Annotated in this window: 15 protein-coding genes and 1 pseudogene; 6 read left to right on the top strand and 10 right to left on the bottom strand. The window is 68.8% G+C overall.

Annotated elements, in window-relative coordinates; genetic code table 11:
- The 4 genes from mdcA to OG390_RS40860 all read right to left on the bottom strand — a co-directional run bounded on the left by mdcA (position 1) and on the right by OG390_RS40860 (position 4,692).
- Positions 1-1,626 (bottom strand): malonate decarboxylase subunit alpha, encoded by a 1,626-nt coding sequence (gene mdcA, locus OG390_RS40875; protein ID WP_406175024.1) that lies wholly within the window; start codon positions 1,624-1,626, stop codon positions 1-3.
- 153 nt (positions 1,627-1,779) lie between these two features.
- Positions 1,780-2,691, bottom strand: coding sequence for an alpha/beta hydrolase (locus OG390_RS40870; protein ID WP_406175022.1), 912 nt, complete (start codon positions 2,689-2,691; stop codon positions 1,780-1,782).
- A 155-nt stretch (positions 2,692-2,846) separates the two neighbouring features.
- Positions 2,847-3,506, bottom strand: coding sequence for an alpha/beta hydrolase (locus tag OG390_RS40865; RefSeq protein ID WP_406175020.1), 660 nt, complete (start codon positions 3,504-3,506; stop codon positions 2,847-2,849).
- 361 nt (positions 3,507-3,867) lie between these two features.
- A complete protein-coding gene (locus OG390_RS40860) occupies positions 3,868-4,692 on the bottom strand; it encodes an SDR family oxidoreductase (RefSeq protein ID WP_406175018.1) in 825 nt (274 codons plus the stop codon).
- A gap of 445 nt (positions 4,693-5,137) precedes the next feature.
- Between OG390_RS40860 and OG390_RS40855 the strand changes: the two genes are divergently transcribed.
- The 3 genes and pseudogenes from OG390_RS40855 to OG390_RS40845 form a co-directional block, all read left to right on the top strand.
- The gene (locus OG390_RS40855) at positions 5,138-6,004 is read left to right on the top strand and encodes an NAD-dependent epimerase/dehydratase family protein (RefSeq protein ID WP_406175016.1); all 867 of its coding nucleotides are present in this window, start codon (positions 5,138-5,140) and stop codon (positions 6,002-6,004) included.
- 55 nt (positions 6,005-6,059) lie between these two features.
- The gene (locus OG390_RS40850) at positions 6,060-6,920 is read left to right on the top strand and encodes a LysR substrate-binding domain-containing protein (protein WP_406175014.1); all 861 of its coding nucleotides are present in this window, start codon (positions 6,060-6,062) and stop codon (positions 6,918-6,920) included.
- A gap of 7 nt (positions 6,921-6,927) precedes the next feature.
- Positions 6,928-7,084, top strand: a pseudogene (locus tag OG390_RS40845) (IS21 family transposase); the annotation flags it as partial.
- Between the two features lie 89 nt (positions 7,085-7,173).
- Here the strand turns inward: OG390_RS40845 and OG390_RS40840 are convergent.
- The 6 genes from OG390_RS40840 to OG390_RS40815 form a co-directional block, all read right to left on the bottom strand.
- Positions 7,174-8,460, bottom strand: a complete 1,287-nt coding sequence (locus OG390_RS40840; RefSeq protein ID WP_406175012.1) for an MFS transporter — start codon at positions 8,458-8,460, stop codon at positions 7,174-7,176.
- A gap of 3 nt (positions 8,461-8,463) precedes the next feature.
- Positions 8,464-9,048, bottom strand: a complete 585-nt coding sequence (locus OG390_RS40835; protein WP_406175010.1) for a DUF5825 family protein — start codon at positions 9,046-9,048, stop codon at positions 8,464-8,466.
- Entirely contained in the window at positions 9,045-10,952 is a 1,908-nt protein-coding gene (locus tag OG390_RS40830; RefSeq protein WP_406175008.1) for a RiPP maturation radical SAM C-methyltransferase, read from the bottom strand. Before OG390_RS40830 ends, OG390_RS40835 begins: the two co-directional genes overlap by 4 nt.
- Positions 10,953-11,011: 59 nt before the next feature.
- On the bottom strand, positions 11,012-11,137 hold the full coding sequence (locus OG390_RS40825) for a hypothetical protein (RefSeq protein ID WP_256223277.1): 126 nt from the start codon (positions 11,135-11,137) through the stop codon (positions 11,012-11,014).
- 25 nt (positions 11,138-11,162) lie between these two features.
- Positions 11,163-11,348, bottom strand: coding sequence for a hypothetical protein (locus OG390_RS40820; RefSeq protein ID WP_406175007.1), 186 nt, complete (start codon positions 11,346-11,348; stop codon positions 11,163-11,165).
- 261 nt (positions 11,349-11,609) lie between these two features.
- Positions 11,610-12,302 (bottom strand): SDR family NAD(P)-dependent oxidoreductase, encoded by a 693-nt coding sequence (locus tag OG390_RS40815; protein WP_406175005.1) that lies wholly within the window; start codon positions 12,300-12,302, stop codon positions 11,610-11,612.
- Between the two features lie 260 nt (positions 12,303-12,562).
- Between OG390_RS40815 and OG390_RS40810 the strand changes: the two genes are divergently transcribed.
- From OG390_RS40810 to OG390_RS40800, 3 genes are all read left to right on the top strand, one after another.
- Positions 12,563-14,458: an SMI1/KNR4 family protein gene (locus OG390_RS40810; RefSeq protein ID WP_406175003.1), complete on the top strand. Its 1,896-nt coding sequence runs from the start codon at positions 12,563-12,565 to the stop codon at positions 14,456-14,458.
- Between the two features lie 70 nt (positions 14,459-14,528).
- On the top strand, positions 14,529-15,167 hold the full coding sequence (locus OG390_RS40805; RefSeq protein WP_406178166.1) for an IS3 family transposase: 639 nt from the start codon (positions 14,529-14,531) through the stop codon (positions 15,165-15,167).
- Between the two features lie 264 nt (positions 15,168-15,431).
- Positions 15,432-17,384, top strand: coding sequence for an SMI1/KNR4 family protein (locus tag OG390_RS40800; protein WP_406175001.1), 1,953 nt, complete (start codon positions 15,432-15,434; stop codon positions 17,382-17,384).
- Positions 17,385-17,786 lie beyond the last annotated feature (402 nt).

Raw genomic sequence — 17,786 nt, 5'->3', positions numbered from 1 at the left:
TCACCAGTCCCGCAGACGCGACGGCGGGTCGTACAGACCACCGGACCACTCGACCAGGTCGGCGATGCTGCGTGCGGCAAGCAATGAGCGGCGGGCGTCCGTGCGGCGCACTCCGAGGTCCTCGGGTGAGGCGATCAACCCGTCACGCCGCATCATGTCGTCCTTGCTGCGGTCCCGCGCCAGACCGAACGGTGTGGCGCCGGCCGCCCATGCCACGGCCTGGCGGCGCTCTTCGAGGTCGCGGGCCTTGTACAGATAGGCGACGCCCTCCTCGGTCACCACATGGGTGATGTCGTCGCCGTAGATCATCACGGGTGGGACGGGCAGACCGGCGTCCTTCCCGGCCTGGACCGCGTCCAGGGACTCGACGAAGTGAGGAGTGCCCTTGGCGCCGTAGGTCTGCACGGTTTGGACGACGAGCTTGCGCCCTCGGCCGGTGCTCATTGCTCCCGTTCCGAGCCAGGCAGGTGTCGAGTGGCGCCTGCCGCGCGGGTCGTGGCCGAGATTGGGCGCGCCGCCGAATCCCGAGACGCGGCCCGCGGTGACGGTGGAGGAATTGCCGTCGGCGTCGATCTGAAGAGTGGAGCCGATGAACATGTCCGTGGCGTACAGACCGGCGGCTTGGGCGGCCATACGGTTCGAGCGCAAGGTGCCGTCCGGGCCGATCGGGAAGATGTCCGGGCGGGAAGAGACGTAGGCACCCATGCCCACCTCGTTGCCGAACGGCATGACGCTGCGTACCCAGCCGGACTCTATGGCCGGGATGAGGGTGGGGTGCGGGTTCAGCGCCCAGTCGCGGCAGATCTTGCCTCGCAGACCGAGCGATTCCCCATACGTCGGCAGCAGCAGCTCGATCGCGGCGGTGTCGTAGCCGATGCCGTGGTTGAGCGAGGTCACCTCATGGCGTTCGTAGACCCCGCGGATTGCGATCATCGCCATGAAGATCTGCACTTCGTTGATCTGGCGTGGATCGCGGGTGAACAGGGCCTCCAGTTGGTACGGCCGATCTGCCGTGACGACGACGTCCACCCAGTCTCCGGGGATGTCCACCCGTGGCAGGGAAGCCGGCTCCACCAGCTCGTTGACCTGGGCGATCACAACGCCTCCGCGGAAGGCGGTGGTCTCCGACACCACCGGTGTGTCTTCGGTGTTGGGACCGGTGTACAGGTTGCCGTGGGTATCGCCTTGGTCAGCGGCAATCAGCGCGACTTGGGGAAACAGGTCGAGATACATGCGCGCATAGAGTTCAAGGTAGGTGTGGATGGCGCCTACTTTGAGCACTCCGTCGGCGATGAGCTGGGCGACCCGGAGGGACTGGGGACCGCAGTAGGCGAAATCCGCTGTGGCCGCAATGGATGCCTCGAACAGGTCCAGGTGCTCAGGACGGGTGATGCAGGACATCACCATGTGGAGGTTGTGGACCACCGACGGGTCGACTTGGGCCAGGCAGCGCGAAAGGAAGTCCGCCTGCTTCTGATTGTTACCCTCAAGCGCGACCCGGTCGCCGGGCAGCAGGACCGCTTCGAGCGCTTGGACGGTTTGTTCGGTGGGCAGGACCTTGCCTTCCAACAGCGGTTCCACCCGGGCCAGCCGTGCTTTTTTCCCCAACGTCATCGTGATCGACACCACCCACCTCCATTCGTTTCGACAGGGTTCACTCGTGAGGAACGAGGGTCGACGGACCGGCAGGTGAAGGAGGCACCGGCCGTTCCGTGACACGAACGCCTCGGCCCGTGACCGTGCTGGCGGCCGCGTGCCCGGCCGCCACCACGTTCTGTCTCATGCTGCGACGAGGTGCTCCAGGAACCAGTCGCGAGAGGCCTGCGAGGCCAGCGTGAATCCGTCTCCTGTGTACGCGGCGAAGTGTCCACCGGGCAGAAGAACGATCTTCTTCGGTTCGGACGCAGTCTGGTACGCCGAAGCGGCCAGGTTCCCGCCGGTCAGGCCGTCCTCACGGCCCACGATCATCAGCAGTGGCGTCGGAGTGACATCGGGCAGGTACCGCGCCGGCTCATAGCCGTAGAAGTTGTCCAGGCTGCGCAGCGTTACCTCGTTGGGCCAGTCGGGATCGAGTTCGGCGCGGGCGTGGGTGAAGTACTCATAGGAGTCCGGGGTTGGCAGACCCACGAGCTCGCTCGGATCCGAGCCGACGACCGGTACGGTGACCGGCGGCTCCCCGAGGGCCCGCGCGCGACGGTCGGCGGTGAAGACCTCCGGTCCCACTACCAGGTTGTTGACTCGTGCGAGGTTCGCGTAGGTGGCTCGGCCACTGATGAAGGGCGCCTGTCCGCTGACCGCCTTGACCCGCCGGTCGATGGCCGCCACCACGAAGGCATGTGCGGCGGAGAAGCTTGTGCCCCACACCCCGATACGTTCGGGATCGACTTCCGGCCGATTCTGCGCATGCGTGATCGCATGCTGGTAGTCCCGGATTTGCTCCCAGGGGTCTACTTCGTGCCGTGGCTTTCCGGGAGCTGTACCGGAGTCGCCCCAGCCGCGGTTGTCGAAAACCACCACCGCGAGACCCGCCTGCGCGAAGACCTCTGCGAACTTGTCGAGATACATGCGCTTCGTTGACGTCCAACCGTGCGCCATGACCACACACGGGGATGGCCCTGTCGCCCCGTGCGCCTCGTAGAACCACCCGCGAAGCAGGGCTCCTTCCGCATCGAACTCGATATCGTGGCGCATTGATGCTTCCTTCCCAGGTGCAGCGGAACGACCGCGCCCCGTGAACCCATGGGGTCCGCAACGGTGGCGTCGGTGAGGGTGGTGGCGTCGCCGCCGAAGGCGACGAAGGCCGGCCGGTGGTGGGGCGGTGGCGCCTCCGGCGAGGCGAGCACCTGCTAGCCCACCTCGGTCCGGCGGGCGATGAAGGCGGCCAAGTCGTCGACCTCCCGGCCGGCGACATCGTGTCCCAGCCGGGGATAGACACGGATATCCGCATCCGTGTGTGTGACCATCCAATTCCTGGTGCGAGCTATCGCATCGTTGGGTATGACTCCGTCGAGGCCGCCGCGGCCCCAGAAAACGGGGAGCTTGCTGTCAGCGAGCAACCGGTCCCCGGGCTGACTGTCGTTCACCACGAATCCAGCGAGCTGTGCGGCGTAGGAGAAACGTGTGGGAGCGCGCCTCAGCAGTTGCAGCGCCATTCCGCCCCCTTGCGAGAATCCGATGAGCCCTACCGAGGAGAAGCGGGGCTGGGCGTCCAACCATTCGAGTACGGCATCGGTCATGGCATTCGCCACCGCCGGCCGGGGATTGCCGATCGGGTTGCCCTTGCTCGGGAACCAGGCATACCCGCCCGCCTCGGGGATGGGAGCCCGCAGTGACGCGACCACCAGCTCACCCGGCAGACACGGAGTGAGCTGGAAGAGGTGGGTCTCGTCGTAACCCCAGCCGTGCATCATCACCAGGAGATGCTTGCCCTGCCGGTCGGCCTCAGGGACCGACCAAAGCACGGCGTCCTCGTTGATCGAAGGACCGATCTCGCTGACGACACTCACGTCTGGCTCCTACGCACGCTTCGGGGACCACCTGGCGCACGTGCGGTCGTCGGTCTCCGGCAGCGTTGGCTGTTCTCGCCGTCGGCTTGAGGGCGGCGCCTCACATACGGGGTCGGCGAATCCTGCCGCCGCACCGGCATCGTGCTCGACGGCAACGCGATATCCGAGGCCGATGAGTTGACGCGCGGTCGTAGGGGCCTACACGTTGGCATGAGTGGATGAGTCAACTGTCGGCGTGTCCAGCTCGGCCGGCGTGGCCCCTCGTCGGCGCGGTGATCGTGTGCAGCCGTTGCGCCGGCTGGGGCGCCGTGCGTCTTACGGTGAAACCGGACGGCGCGACGCCCGGTGTGGTGACGGCTGGTCATACGAGGACGGTGCCGCCGTCGATGGTGATGATGGTGCCGGTCGTGTAGGGCTGGGTGATGAGGTACAGGTACGCCTGGGCGACGTCCTCGACCTCCCCCACCCGTCCGATGGGCAGGGACTTGCCGATGTTCTCGTACATCGCATCCCGGTCGCCTTTGCTCATCCCCGACCACAGGGGGCTGCGGATGACTCCCGGAGAGACTGCGTTCACCCTGACGGGGGCCAGTTCCACCGCCAGGGCCTTGGTGAGGGCCTCCACCGCGCCGCAGATGCCGGCGGCCACGGCCCAGCCCGGGCCAGGCCGGTCCTTGGCGATGCCGGTCGTCAAAGTGACCGAGCCCCCGGCACGCAGCCGGGGCGCCGCAGCGCGCACAGCGTCGAGCGCGCTGAAGAACCGCAGGGTGAAGAAGGACCTGGCCGCCTCGATGTCCAGAGTCTCGAGCGGCATCAGAGCGAGGGGCTCTCCCGCGGTGTAGACCAGATGGTCGAAGTCCCCCAGCGATGCAAACAGATCAGCGATCTGCTCCGTGTCCGCAAGGTTGACCACATGCCCTTCCGCCTCCTGCGGCAGTTCGCTGAGCGCCTTGTCCACGCTTGACTGCCGGCTGGAGACGACAACGGCCTGAGCGCCCTGCGCGCTGACGGCATCGGCCGTCGCCAGCCCGATGCCCGAGGTGCCGCCCATGAGCACGACGCGCTGCCCGGTGAGATCCACAGTGATGCCTTCCCAGTTTTTCGGCTTGGCCGACGTGCCTTCCAGGCAGTCGGCCGCTTGCGTACTCCACAGTCGCGCGCTCACCGCTACCGCGTCCAAGACCATTTGCGTTCCCTGTGATGCCTTACGGGCATCACTCCGCCCCAGAGGGGCTTCTGGTTCCTGTGGCACCTCGCAGGCGAGAGTCAGAGCCATGATCCTCACCTGCGCGTCTCGCCGCGCACTGTGAATTGGACACGTCCGGTGCGCTCGCGGGTGCGGCCGATCACAGCGGCCCTCCTCTGGAGATCACGGTAGGCGATCACCTAGCGTTCGCCGCCTACCGCTTCAAAGAGGGTAATGTCGCGTGTGCGATGAGTAACGTCCTGGGCCGTGAACGCCTCGGTCGCCACTCCCCCATGGCGAGCCCAGGGCGGGTCGCATCAGAGAGGTCCGGTGCCGACCCATACCCGCCGGGTATCACAGAGGCCATATCAGGTCTTGGACGCCGACGCACGCAATTCCGAGACTCGGTCGTGTCGTATGGACATCAGTCGGAAAGGGCACGACAGTGAAGGTCTTCGTGACCGGGGGCTCCGGGTACATCGGCAGGGCGACCATCGACGTTCTGGTCAGGAGGGGAACCGAGGTCTCTGCGCTGGCGCGCAGCGACGACTCCGCGCAAACCGTGGCCGCCGCAGGTGCCAAGCCGGTGCGCGGGGAGCTCAACGACACCGCGGTCCTGTACGAAGCGGCGCGGGCCGCGCATGGCGTGATCCACCTGGCCCAGCACCGCGGTCCGGACGCGGGAGAGGTTGATCAAAAAGCTGCTGAGGCACTGCAGGACGGTGCGGGGCCCGGGCCCTATGTGCACACGGGTGGTGTGTGGGTTTACGGGGACACCTGTGGTGTGGTCGATGAGGATGCCCCAATGGCGCCGCCGCGGCTGACCGCGTGGCGCCTGGCCAGCGAGCGGTGTGTTCTGGCCCGCGCAGCGACTGGTGAACGGCCCATTGTCGTGCGGCCTGGTCTGGTCTACGGCAACGGGGGCGGCCTGGTCGACTCCTTCTACGCGGAGCCGGGACGTGTCTCCGGCGCGGTGCCGTGTATCGGCGACGGGTCCAACCACTGGTCGCTGGTACACGTGGACGACCTCGCCGAGCTGTACGCACTGGCGCTGTCCGCCCCACCGGGCTCGGTGTATCTGGGCGTGGCCGACACGAACCCCACCGCCGGGCAGGTCGCCCAAGCGCTCAGCCGGGCCATCGGCCATCCAGGATCGGTGCGGTACCTTTCTGAGGCACAAGCCCAGTCGCAGATGGGGCCGATCTCCGAGGCATTCCTGCTCGACCAGCAGCTCACGGGGACCAAAGCCCGGCGAGAGCTCGGTTGGCAGCCCACCCACACAGACCCGCTGGGAGAGCTGAGCCGCCCCTGACGCCGCTCCGTGGGCACAGCTACGCTTGATAGGTCTGGTCGGCGGAGGTGGAAGCGTGGAACTGGATCTTCGCAAGCTGCGGTACTTCGTCGCTGTGGCCGAGGAACTGCACTTCGGGCGAGCTGCTGACAAGCTCCACATCGCTCAGCCGGTGCTTTCCCGGCAGATCAGGTCCCTGGAGGGCGACCTCAAGGTGCAACTGTTCGCCCGCGACAAACGCGGCACCGAATTGACAGCGGCCGGGGAGCAACTGCTCAGCGACGCCCGGCCGTTGCTGTCCGCAGCAGACGCCACAACCCGCCGCGCGGTACGCGCCGCACACGCGCAGAACGCCCTCACCGTGGGGTTCATGCCTGGCTTGATCGTCACCGCTGCGGTGCGTCTCTTCAGCCGCCGACATCCCGACGTGCAGGTCGAAGTCATCCGCACGAACTGGGATGAACAGACCCAGATGATCTGTGACGGCCGTATCGACGTCGGATATGTACGACTGCCCTGCGAAGCCCACGGGCTCGAGCTACGCGACTTGCTTTCCGAGCCCCGAGTGGTGATCCTGCCGACAACCCACCCCCTTGCTGGCAAGTCGTCGGTCAGCATCAGCGACCTGGCCGGGGAACGCCTCCTGCAAAATCCGGCCGCAATCCCGGAGTGGCGGAGTACGGCGAATCCAAGCGGCCCCTACGAGGACACCGGCCCGACGCTCGTCCTGCGCAGCGTCGAGGAAAAGCTCGAGAACGTCGCGGCGGGCCGCGGTGTGGTGATCCTTCCCTTGTCCACCGCAACGTATTACACCCGCTCTGACATCACCCATATCGAGATCAGCGACATCGGCCCGAACCGGGTCTGCCTTGCCTGGGACAGCAACCGGCAGGACCAGCTCATCGACGAGTTCGTCGAGATCGCCCTGGCAACCTGAGCCGGAACTCCCACGGCGTCTGATGCCGTACAACTTGAAGACGGGGGTGGACAGGCCGGATCTCTACGACCCGCAGATCAACAAGTCGTATGTCGAACTCACGCCCGGCTACGGCACGTTGATGGATCCGGCTCGCCTCGAAGCTGAAGGACAAGCCCCGGCTAGGAGACGGCTCGCGGCGTCCTCGTCTCGGACGCGTATGCCCATATCGAGGTCCACAACCGGCAGTTAGGCGGGAGGCCGTCGTGAGTGACTAGCGGCGGCTCTCCGCCTCCGCGTCCAGGGCCCGCTCCGGCACCGTGACGCCCACCCCCGTGGGTGCCCAAAGAGTCGCCGCGGAGAGCAGGGTCACGGCCGCCGCGCCCATGAGCATGGGTACGTTGCCGAGCCAGGCGGCCAGCGCGCCCCCCGCAAGGGCTCCGACCGGCACCGTCGTGAGCAGCACCGCCTGCACGAGTCCCGCGACGCGGCCCTGCATGCCGTCAGGGGTGACCAGTTGCTGCGTGGTCGTCATGGAGATCATCCATACGGTGCCGGAGAGGCCGTAGCAGACCTGGTACGCGAGCAGCACGGGGAAGGCGAGGCCCAGCGACGCGGCCGGGATCAGGAACACGGCAGCGCCTGCCGCGAGCCCGAAGATCTGCGTGGCCCGCCACAGCCCCGAGGTCCTGGCGAAGCTTCCGGCGAGCAGGGCGCCCGCCAGGGTGGCCGCGCTGTAGGCCGCGTACGTCGTCCCCAACTGCCAGGCGGGCAGGGCGAGATCGCGGGTCGCGTAGAAGACGTAGAGGGCGGCCGCCGCACCGCTGCCGAGGTTGAGTCCGGCGCCCGCCAGGACCATGCGGCGCAGCCGGCGCTCGGCGCGCACCACCGCGAGTCCCGTACGCAGCGAGCCGGCCAGGGACTTCGCGCGGGCGGGCTCCCGCGAGCCTGTCAGCGCGTTCAGCGTGGCGGGCAGCGCGAACAGAAAGAGGGCCTCGATTGCGTAGGCCGCACTGCCCGCGAGGAGCGCCGCGTCGGCTCCGAGGAGCCCGACCATGGCACCGCCGAGCGCGGGCCCGCCGACCTGTCCGCTCGTACGGGCCGCGGTCAGCGCCGAGTTGGCGGCGAGGAGCCGCTCCGGTCCGACGACGCGCGGCAGCGCTGCCTGGAGCGCGACCGAGAGCGTGAAGGTCAGGGTGCCCGAGACGCCTGCGACCAGGTACAGGTGCGCCAGGGTGACATGCCCCACCGCGCCGGCCAACGGGATCGAGCCGACGACCAGGGTCTGCAGGAGGGTCACCCACACGAGGAGGCGGCGCAGCCTGATCCGGTCGACGATCGCTCCGGCCAGCGGGCTCAGCACGGCGCCGGGCAGATAGGTCAGCGCCAGCAGCGCGGCCGCCCCGAACGGTCCCGCGCCGAGGTCGGTCACGGCCAGCAGGGTCAGTGCGAGAGCGGTGATCTGCCGCCCGACGGAGCTGGCGACCTGCTCGCCGCACAGCAGCACGAAGGGACGGTGGCGACGCAGGGGGACCATCCCGTCGGCCCGTGCCGCGCCCAACCCTCAGATCCCCGTGCAGGGAACGGGCCAGCGGTGCAGCCGCGGCGGCAGGGCCACCGCCCAACCGTCGGCGACGAGAGCGAGCCGCTCGGCCGCGAGCAGGTCGACGGCCTCCCGCTGCACGGCGTCGAGTTCACCGAGCGCCGTGGGCTCCTGGACCGTGGCGAAGGTGGCGAGCAGATCCGGGTGGTCGAGGGTGAACCTCGCCGAGGCGGGCCGCTCTCTGCGGTCCATGACGGTGATGAAGTCCGGGCCGCGGCGGTGGTAGAGCATGCCGGCGGGGAAGGCGGCGTACGAGGTGCGCCAGGCGCTCAACTCACCGGGTTCGTCGGGCCGTTCGACGGGTGGTGGGAGGTGGTGCAGCATCCGTACGCACGGCGCGTCATGCGTGTCGAGCGGGTCGTCGCCTCGCGGCCGGTCTTCGTAGGCGATCTCCCAGTGCGTACGGAGCCGTTGGCTCTGGCACTCGCGCAGGAACTGGACCGCCACCGCCGTCTCGCGCCCCGCCCCGCCCAGGCGCAGCGGCACGTCCACGTGGACCTGTCGGCCGATCACGCGGTGGGGGACGGTCGCGGGAACCCCGGTCATCCGGCCACCTCCTGACGGTCCGTGGATTGCGGAGCCGGGTCGGGGTCGATGCGGTCCGGTACGTCCCACGTGGGCAGGGACACGTACGTCCGCCCGTCGCGGAACACCAGCCCCGTCGCCTGAGCCTGCTGGATCCACCCGCACAGCTCCTCGGCCGGGATGTCGTGTCCGTCGCCGGTCAGCAGCCCGTGCAGGGCGGGCTCCGTCCGCCCGTCCTCGAGGCGGCGCAGCGCTTGCGCCTGCCAGCCGGTCAGCCGGTGGGTGCGGCGGGGCCAGCCGTGGCGCCGGTCGTGTACGAGCAGTACGTCCACACCGTCCTCCGGCTCCGCTTCCACCATCACCAGGCTCGATCCGTGATGTCCGTCGCGCCATGCCGCGACGGCCCGCTTGAGCCGGCTCTCGGTCTCTCCGCCGATGCCCGCGTCGTCCGTCGCGAACAGGTAGACGAGGTCGGTGAGTTCGGAATCGGGCAGCTCGTAGACATGGTGGTACATCTCGGCTGGGCGCCGATTGCCGAAGCCGAACCCCGGGTCCGTGAAGTTCGGACTGAACCGCTCCAGTTGGATGCGGTGGGCGCCGCCCGGGGGCTGCAGGTGGACGAGCGCGGGCAGCTGGTCGACGACCGGGGCGTAGTCCTCGACGGTCTCGCCCGGGAAGCCGTACAGGTAGTTCCAGGTGACGGTCAGCGCGTGGTTCTCGCACTCACGGAGTGTGCGGACGTTGCGGGCGCCGCTGACGCCCTTGTCCATGAGGTCGAGGACCCGGTTGCTCAGGCTTTCGATGCCGGGCTGGATGAGCACGGCTCCGGCCCGCCCGAGGAGGGCGATCTGTTCACGGTTGAGGTTGGACTTGACCTCGTAGTGCATCCGCAGGTCCCAGCCGCTCTCGGCGGCGAGGGGCAGGAAGTCCTTGAAGTACGCCATGTCGATGATGTTGTCGACGGTGACGACGTCGAGGATGCGGTGCCGTCGTACGAGGTGGTCGATCTCGCTCCACAGCTGCTCGCCCGACTTGGCGCGGAACGCCATGGAGGAGCCGTTGAGCCCGCAGAAGGTGCAGTGGTGCTTCTCGCCCCACCAGCAGCCGCGTGCCCCCTCGACCACCAGTTTCGGGTAGACGTATTCGAGGACGGGGGATGCGTCGAGGGCTGCCTGCCACTGGTCGTAGTCGGGCGCGGGGATGTCGGAGGGCGCCACGGTGCGCCGGGACTCGGTGTTCGCCCGCGAGACCCGGCCGTCCGTCTGCCCTTCCCACCAGCACAGGCCCGGTACGTCGGCGGGTGGCGTGTCGGCGTCCAGGTGGCGCAGGAGCGCCGGGAAGGCGTACTCGCCCTCGCCGCGCACCACGTGGTCGACGAAGGGATGGTTGCGGTGCAGGGCGTGCCCCATCGGGCCGTCGCAGTTGCTGCCGCCGAAGACGACGGTGAGCCCTGGACGGCGGCGCTTGAGCTCCCTGGCCAGCGCGAGCGAGGGCACGTTCTGCATGAACGTGCTGGTGAACCCGACGACGTCCGGTTCCTGGGCGAGCACCTCCGTCGCGCACTCGGCGATGAACTCGGTCGCGTGGACCCGCATGTCGGAGGCGGTGTCGATACAGAGGCCGCGACGTGCGGCGTACTCCTTCAGCCGGGCGACGCCCCAGTTCTCGTCCTCGTACAGCACACCCGAGAAGACCCAGTCACCGAGGCCGTCGAAGATCGAATCGCTGCCGATCGCCTCGTAGTTACCGGGGCGCAGCCGCCCGGCGGACCGCTCGAGGAGGAACTCCGCCCAGCGCAGCGAGCCGTGGAACTCACGCACATCGTCGTCCGGGCGGACCTGCCGCAACAGCTGGTGCAGCAGGCCCACTTGGAGAGAAGGCAGATCGATCGGGTGCCACGGCATGGTCACCAGCTGTACGCGCACACCACTCTCCCCCGTCACCGTCCCCTCGATATCCCGCTCACGCTCACGTTCCCGCCCGGTCAGCGGGTCGGCGGGCGCTTCTCCATGACGGCGGGCTTGCGGTTCGTGCGCTCCTCTTCGCGGATCACTACCTTTTTGATCTCCACGACTCTCCCCTGGTCGACGACCTCGAACTCACGTGCCACTCAAAGCAGTTCACCTTATGGGGCATCACGTGCGCCCCACAAGAACCCCGACGGCGGAGCGGCCCGCCCGTCGGAGGCCGTGCAGCACGAGATCACCGAGAGCGACTTTGGGGTATTCGGGGTCGCCCTGCTCATGGCCCTCGATCGTGAGGGTGGCAACGCCGGACAGGCCCACGGTCACCTTCACCGGCCGGTTGATCTGCGCGGTCACGCCAGGACCCCGCTCATAGGGGCTGTGGTCTGTGACCCGGATACGCGTCAAAGAGGGCCTGGGCCGATCTTGAAGCCCTGTTGAGCCCAGCGGTCAGGGATTTCAGAACCACCCCGGGCCCCTTCCCGGCGGCCCTGTGACCCGGGCCGCCGGGCCAGCTGCACTGGTATCCGACGGCAGTATTCGACGAGGCGGCCGGGCCAGGGAGGTAGGTGGGTGCTGTGCGCAAGGGCGGCCCCCCTTGCGCCGGTGACGTCGGCTTCACCAGGGGAGCTCGTGGTCTTCCTCGTGGAAGGTGCCGGTGGGGCCGTCCTTGCCGATGGTCGCCATGCGCACGATGACCTCGGCGCTCTCTTCGACCGGGCGCCCACCGGGAAAATCGGCGGTGAAGTCGGTGGCGGTGAAGCCGGGCTCGACGGCGTTGACCTTGATCTCGGGCAGTGCCTTGGCGTACTGGACGGTGAGCATCGAGACGGCCGCCTTGCTGGAGCCGTACACGATGAAGGCGTTGTGCGACTGGTGGCGCTCGGGGTTGGTGACCGCCCAGAAGGAGCCGAGTGCGCTGGAGACGTTCACCACGACCGGGTTGTCGGACTTGCGCAGCAGCGGGATCGCGGCCTGGGTGACGCGGACGACGCCGACGACGTTGGTCTCGAATACGGCGTGCGCGGACTCGGCGGTGACGCCGTCGGCGCCAACGATATTGTTCGCGCTGCCGGCGTTGTCGACCAGGACGTCGAGGCGGCCCTCGCGCTCCTCGATCGCGTGCATGGCGGTCTGCACCGAGGCGTCGTCGGTGGCGTCGAGCTGTACGAACCGCGCGCCGAGCTCGGCCGCGGCCGCCTCGCCGCGCTCCGTGCTGCGCGCTCCGATGTAGACGGTGTGTCCCTCCTTGATCAGCCGGCGGGCGGTCTCACGGCCGAGTCCCTTGTTCGCCCCGGTGATGAGTGTCACGACAGCCCCTATGAGCAGGGTCCTGGCTGTGGCTATCTGACCAGGTAGAAGACTTTCCGGGCCGCGTCGCGTTGCCGGTACCGGGCCAACCGGCCGGTCAGAATCGTGAGGACGCCACAAAAATCGGCAGGCCCCTATCGGGACACGCCCCGCCAGCCCGGCACCGACAACGCACCATCCCCGGCCAACGGCCGTCAAGAACGGACGGCGGATGCCTTCTGAGTGACTCGTTGTCAGTGGTGGCTGGCACGATCTCGGTCATGAGCGACGAGTCTTTCAACTGGCAGGACTTCCTTGGCCGTTGGCAGGAGGAGTGGGTTCCCCGCGCCGAGCACGAGGAGGACGGGGACGGCGGTCCGGGTCCCGTCAGGCTGGGCGGGCCAGGGGCGGACGAGGCCGCGATCACCACGGTCGAGAAGCGGCTGGGGAAGCGACTGCCGCCCTCCTACCGCCAGTTCTTGGCCGCGAGCGACGGATGGCGTGTGGAGCAGACGGCCGGGGTCTATCAGCTCGGTGGGATCGCGGACATCGACTGGTCCCGGGATCCGTACGGGTTGACCGAGGTGTACGAGGAGAATCTGGGCGACGACCCGCGCGAGCAGGAAGTCCTGCTCGCCGGCATGTGGCAGCGATCGCTGCGCCTGGAGACGGACTCCGATATGACGCTGGCTCTGCTCGACCCGGGCGACCGCGACGAGCACGGCGAGTGGGCGCTCTACATCTACAAGGGCTGGAGCGGTGAATACCCGGACCGCTACCCATCGTTTCGTGCCTACATGGAGGCCATGTACCGGAGCTTCCACGGCGACCGGGTGGGGCGGCCGGACTTCGAGAACGCCACCACGCGCGCCCAGGACGCCCGGGTCGAGGAGGCCCGCCTGCTCGCCCTGCGCGGACGGCATGAGGAGGCCCTGCCCTTGCTCGAGGAGGCGCGGTCCTTCGGACGACCGAACAGCGCGATTCTGCTGAACCAGTTGCAGCATCTGGCGGCTCCCCGCGCTCAGCGGGACTACGGCTCCCTTGTGGCTGACCCCCGCTATCTGCCCGAGCTCCTTACGGTGTCGGCCATCGAACCGGCCTCCGGCGAATGGCGACTAGGCGGAGACGACCACTGGCTGGGGATGATGGCCGCCCGTGGGGTCGACCGGGAAATCGCCGAGGACCTGTTGAGCGCGCTGCGCGACGGCACCCATCGCTATGCGCCGCCGGGTGCGTGGGGCCGGGCCGTCAACGAGGCCCGGGAGTCGGCCCGATGGGGAGCGACCGATGCCGCGTGGCGAATGCTGCGCGACGCGCTTACGCAGTGGATACCACCTGGGCCTTTGCTGCTCGCGCCCCTTGGCCTGCTCGCCGATCCGGTTCTGGGGTCGCTGATCACCCCGCAGCGCGGGCGAGAGATCCTCGCGACTCCGCGCGCAGGCGAGTCCGGGCCCGCTCCCGAGCCGGCGCCCGATCTCGACCCGCCGGGTCTCACCTGGCTGACGACGACCGGGATACATGGGCGGCCGTTCGACGCGTACCGCTGCGTCTGGGTCGAGGGCGCCGACCCCGCCGGCCTACCCGCTCTGATAGGCGACGAGGGTGCCGAACTGAGTGCGCCCGTGCACGCAGCCAGGGCGTACCGGCCGTTGAGGCAGAACCACGAGCGGGCGGGCGTCGAGCTCTGGGAGGACCGGGCCGCGGTCATGGCCGGCCGCTGCAGCGAGGGGTGGGCCTTCGCCTTCGACGGCCAGTCCCGCCAGGGCATCAGCCACCTGTTCCAGTCCCCCGCCGCGGCCGCCTCCGCGTCGGGTCGCGCCGTGGTGGTGTGGCGTGAGCCGCAGCGGCACTTGGCTGATCACCCGGCCGCATTCCATGTCTCGGTGGCCGAACGCGGCGTGGAACTCTATGCGTTCACGGTGCGGGGCAACGACATCCGGCGCTCGGGTGCGATACCCAACACCCTGGATCCCGCGCGATTCGTCGGCTCACCGGACAGCCATCTTGACCGAGAGGTACGCCTGTTGGAGACCCTGCACGCCGAACTGGGCATCTCGCTTCCCTGTTTCGCCCTGTCCCAGGGCAGCCTCCCCATGTTCACCACCCGGTCCTGGACCCGGGCGCCGCGCGAGGGCGAAGGCTTCGCCTACCTGGGCTTCGTACGGCGTCGCCCCTGAGGCGACGCTACCGCAGAGCCGCGACCACGGCCTCGGCCACCCGGGCGAAGAGGCGGTCGTCGTATTCGGCATTGTCACGCTGCCCAGCCGTACACCGTGGCTTCACCGCCGCTGCTCCCCTGGGCAGCGCGTCCAGAAGCACAACAGCACCACCATCGCGGACCCGGCCGCTGCGAAGGCAGCGGACCTCATCGGACGCGACTTCACCGCCGCGGCGGTGAACACGAAGTACGTCGGCGACATCACTTATCTCCCGCTGACCGGCGGGAAGTTCCTGTATCTGGCCACGGTCATCGACCTCGCCTCCCGGCGCCTGGCCGGCTGGGCGATCGCCGACCACATGCGCTCTGACCTCGTCATCGACGCCCTGACGGCCGCCGAGCGATGCCGCGGCAGCCTCGCCGGCGCCGTCATGCACACCGACCACGGCGCCCAGTACACGAGCCGGGCGTTCGCCGACGCCTGCCGCCAGGCAGGTGTCATCCAGAGCATGAGCGCCGTCGGCAGCTCGGCGGACAACGCGCTCGCCGAGTCCTTCAACGCGACCTGCAAGCGGGAGACGCTCCAGGGCCGCAGTGCCTGGGCCGACGAGCGCGAAGCCCGCCTCGACCTGTTCCGCTGGCTGCACCGCTACAACACCCGACGCCGCCACTCCGGTCTCGCACAACGCAGCCCCATCGCCTACGAGACAGCACTCGACACAACATGAACTACCCTGGCCCCAGCCGCATAGCCCGTGTCCAAGATTCCGGGTCAAGCCCGCCGAGTAGCCGGCGCCGCACGGTCGAGGCGGGGGTGGACACGCCCACGGCCTTGGTAACACGTTCACCGCAGCTGAGTTCGCCGGCTTCTTTATCGACCAAGCAGGCACGGACACGCCGGGACAGCCTGCCGTACCGGTGGCGTCCCAGAGGGTTCCGTTGCCGCAGCAGGTAACGGAACACTGTCAGTGGCGGGTGGCAGCATCGGGCCTATGACGGACACCACGGCATTCGACTGGCGGTCTTTCCTGCTCAGGTGGAGTGGGGAGTGGGCGGATACCCTGCCGGACGACGAGACGCGGGGCGAGGAAGAGGAGGCCGCGCGACGAGCGCGCTGGCTGGGGTTCCCGTCCGCGTCCGAGGAGCGGATCGCAGCCATGGAGGAGCGCCTCGGTCGACGGATGCCCCCGTCGTACCGGGAGTTCCTCAAGGTCAGCGACGGGTGGCGGCACGCGGGCGGATTCGTGTGGCTGCTGGCGGGGACCGAGGACGCGCGCTGGCACAACAACGAGTCGGGACTCGCGGACATGTACGAGGAGTATCTGGACGAGGACGCCGGGCCCGAGGAGCGGCGAGAGGCGGACATCTGGCGGCGCGGGCTGCAGCTCGACGTCGAGTCCGACATGACCCATGTGCTCATGGATCCCGAGGACGTGGGCGAGGACGGTGAGTGGGCCGTCTACACATGGGCGAGCTGGCGGGCCGCACCGCCCGAGCGGCACGCGAACTTCCTTGAGTTCATGCGGGACATGTACCGGGAGTTCCACAGCCTGCGGGCCCACCGGAGCGACGGGGAGCCGCTGTTCGCCAACGACACGACGCGGAAGCTGGATGCCGTGGTGGAGGAGGCCCGGCTGGAGGCGCTGCGCGGCGGCTGGGAACGGGCCGGGAAGGCGCTGGACGAGGCCAAGGAGTACGGCAGACCACGGGCCGCCGGGCTGGGCGACCAGATACGGCGCTTGCTCGGGCAGACCTACATGGTGTACTTCGACGGCCTGGTGACGGATCCGCAGTACGCGCCCGAGCTGCTGCCACCGCTGGTCGCCGAGCACGCGGCGCACTCGTACCGGGACGACTCCACGCTGATGTTTCATCTGCGCGGCGCCGACGACGAGTTGGTGTCACTGGCTTACGCCACGTTGGATCAGGTGAGGAACGGCATGTACCGGTACGCGCCGGCCGGACCGTTCGGTGAAGCGGTCGAGCGGGCACGGGAGCTGGCGCGGTGGGGAGACACCGACGGGGCATGGCGGACACTGATAGATGCTGTGCCCCTGTGGGAGCCGCTGGGACCGGACCACCTGGCGCCGCTGGGGTGGGTGGCCGACCCCGTGCTCGGGCCGCTGCTGACCCCGGAGCGGGGCCGTGAGCTGCTGTCCACTCCCAGGGGCGGGCAGGCAGGTGAGGCACCGAGTCCGACGGCCGGACTCGACCCGGGCGACCTCGCGTGGCTCGCGGAGCCGGACCCGGGCAACAATCGCACGTCCTACCGGTTCGTCCTGGTGGAAGGGGTGGAGCCGCAGGAGTTGCCCGGACGTCTCGCGGACGGCGACGGCACCGTGCTGAACGAACCCATGACCTTCTGGGAGGCGCGCCGCAGGTCGTTGCACAACCAGAGGGAGTTCTCGTCCTACGACGACAGGGCTCGCATGGCACTTGGCCGGGCCGGCACCGGCTGGACCTTCGCCTTCGACGGCGATCCCGCCCCGTTTGACCCGCGGCGCTTCGTCTCCCCGGCCGCGGACGCGAGCGCGGGCACCCGCGCGGTGGTGGTGTGGAGCGGCCTGAGGACAGGGCACGGCGCGCCGTTCTTCCACCTTTCGGTGGCGCGAGACGGTGTCGAGCAGTACGCATTCACGTACGCGGACGGAGAGATCCGGCAGAACGGGGAGATACCGCGGGCGCTGGACCCGAGCCGGTTCCTCGGCGCCCTGGAGGACGGGGCCGAGGTCGAACGGTCGCTGCTGGAAGCGGTGGCAAGGGAGTTCGGTGCGTCTCTGCCGCGTCATGCCATCGTGAACGGGCGGCTGCACACGTTCGCCACCCGTTCCTGGACGCGTCCGCCGAGGAACGGCGAGACGTACACGGTGATCCGGATGGATTGGGGAAACGCGCGCCCGGCGGACGGCCGGCAGACGGGAGAGGGCGGGCCGGGGAGCAGCTAGTGCCGCGTGAGCCAGGGTTTGCCCGTCAAGGAGCGGTGTCCGGTGCGTGCTCTGGGGGTCCCCCCGGCCGAAGGCTGGGGGAGTGCCGGCCGGAAGTCCTCGTACTGGACGTACTTGGGCTTTCGGCCGGTGCGGCGAGTGGGGGCACCTCCCACGCCCTTGAGGCAGTGAGGGAGCGTGCCGCGCGTCGCGACGAGGCGAACCTCGGCTGACGCGGCACTAGAGACCGGCCGGGCCACGCCAACTCCATGCGGTGAGAGTCGAGAGCACGAAGCCCGGGGACGTCGAGGACGAACTCCCGGGGGGGCTTCGTGGCCCCTTGCACCACAAAGCCCCGCCCCCGGGCGGATCTTCGTCATCTCACAAGATGCCCCTATGACGGGGGGTGCGGGTGTGGTGCTG

The sequence above is a fragment of the Streptomyces sp. NBC_00996 genome (assembly GCF_045162675.1).
Taxonomy (GTDB): Bacteria; Actinomycetota; Actinomycetes; order Streptomycetales; family Streptomycetaceae; genus Streptomyces.
Note: the sequence above shows the minus strand (reverse complement) of the source record. Positions and strands in the feature narration are given on the sequence as shown.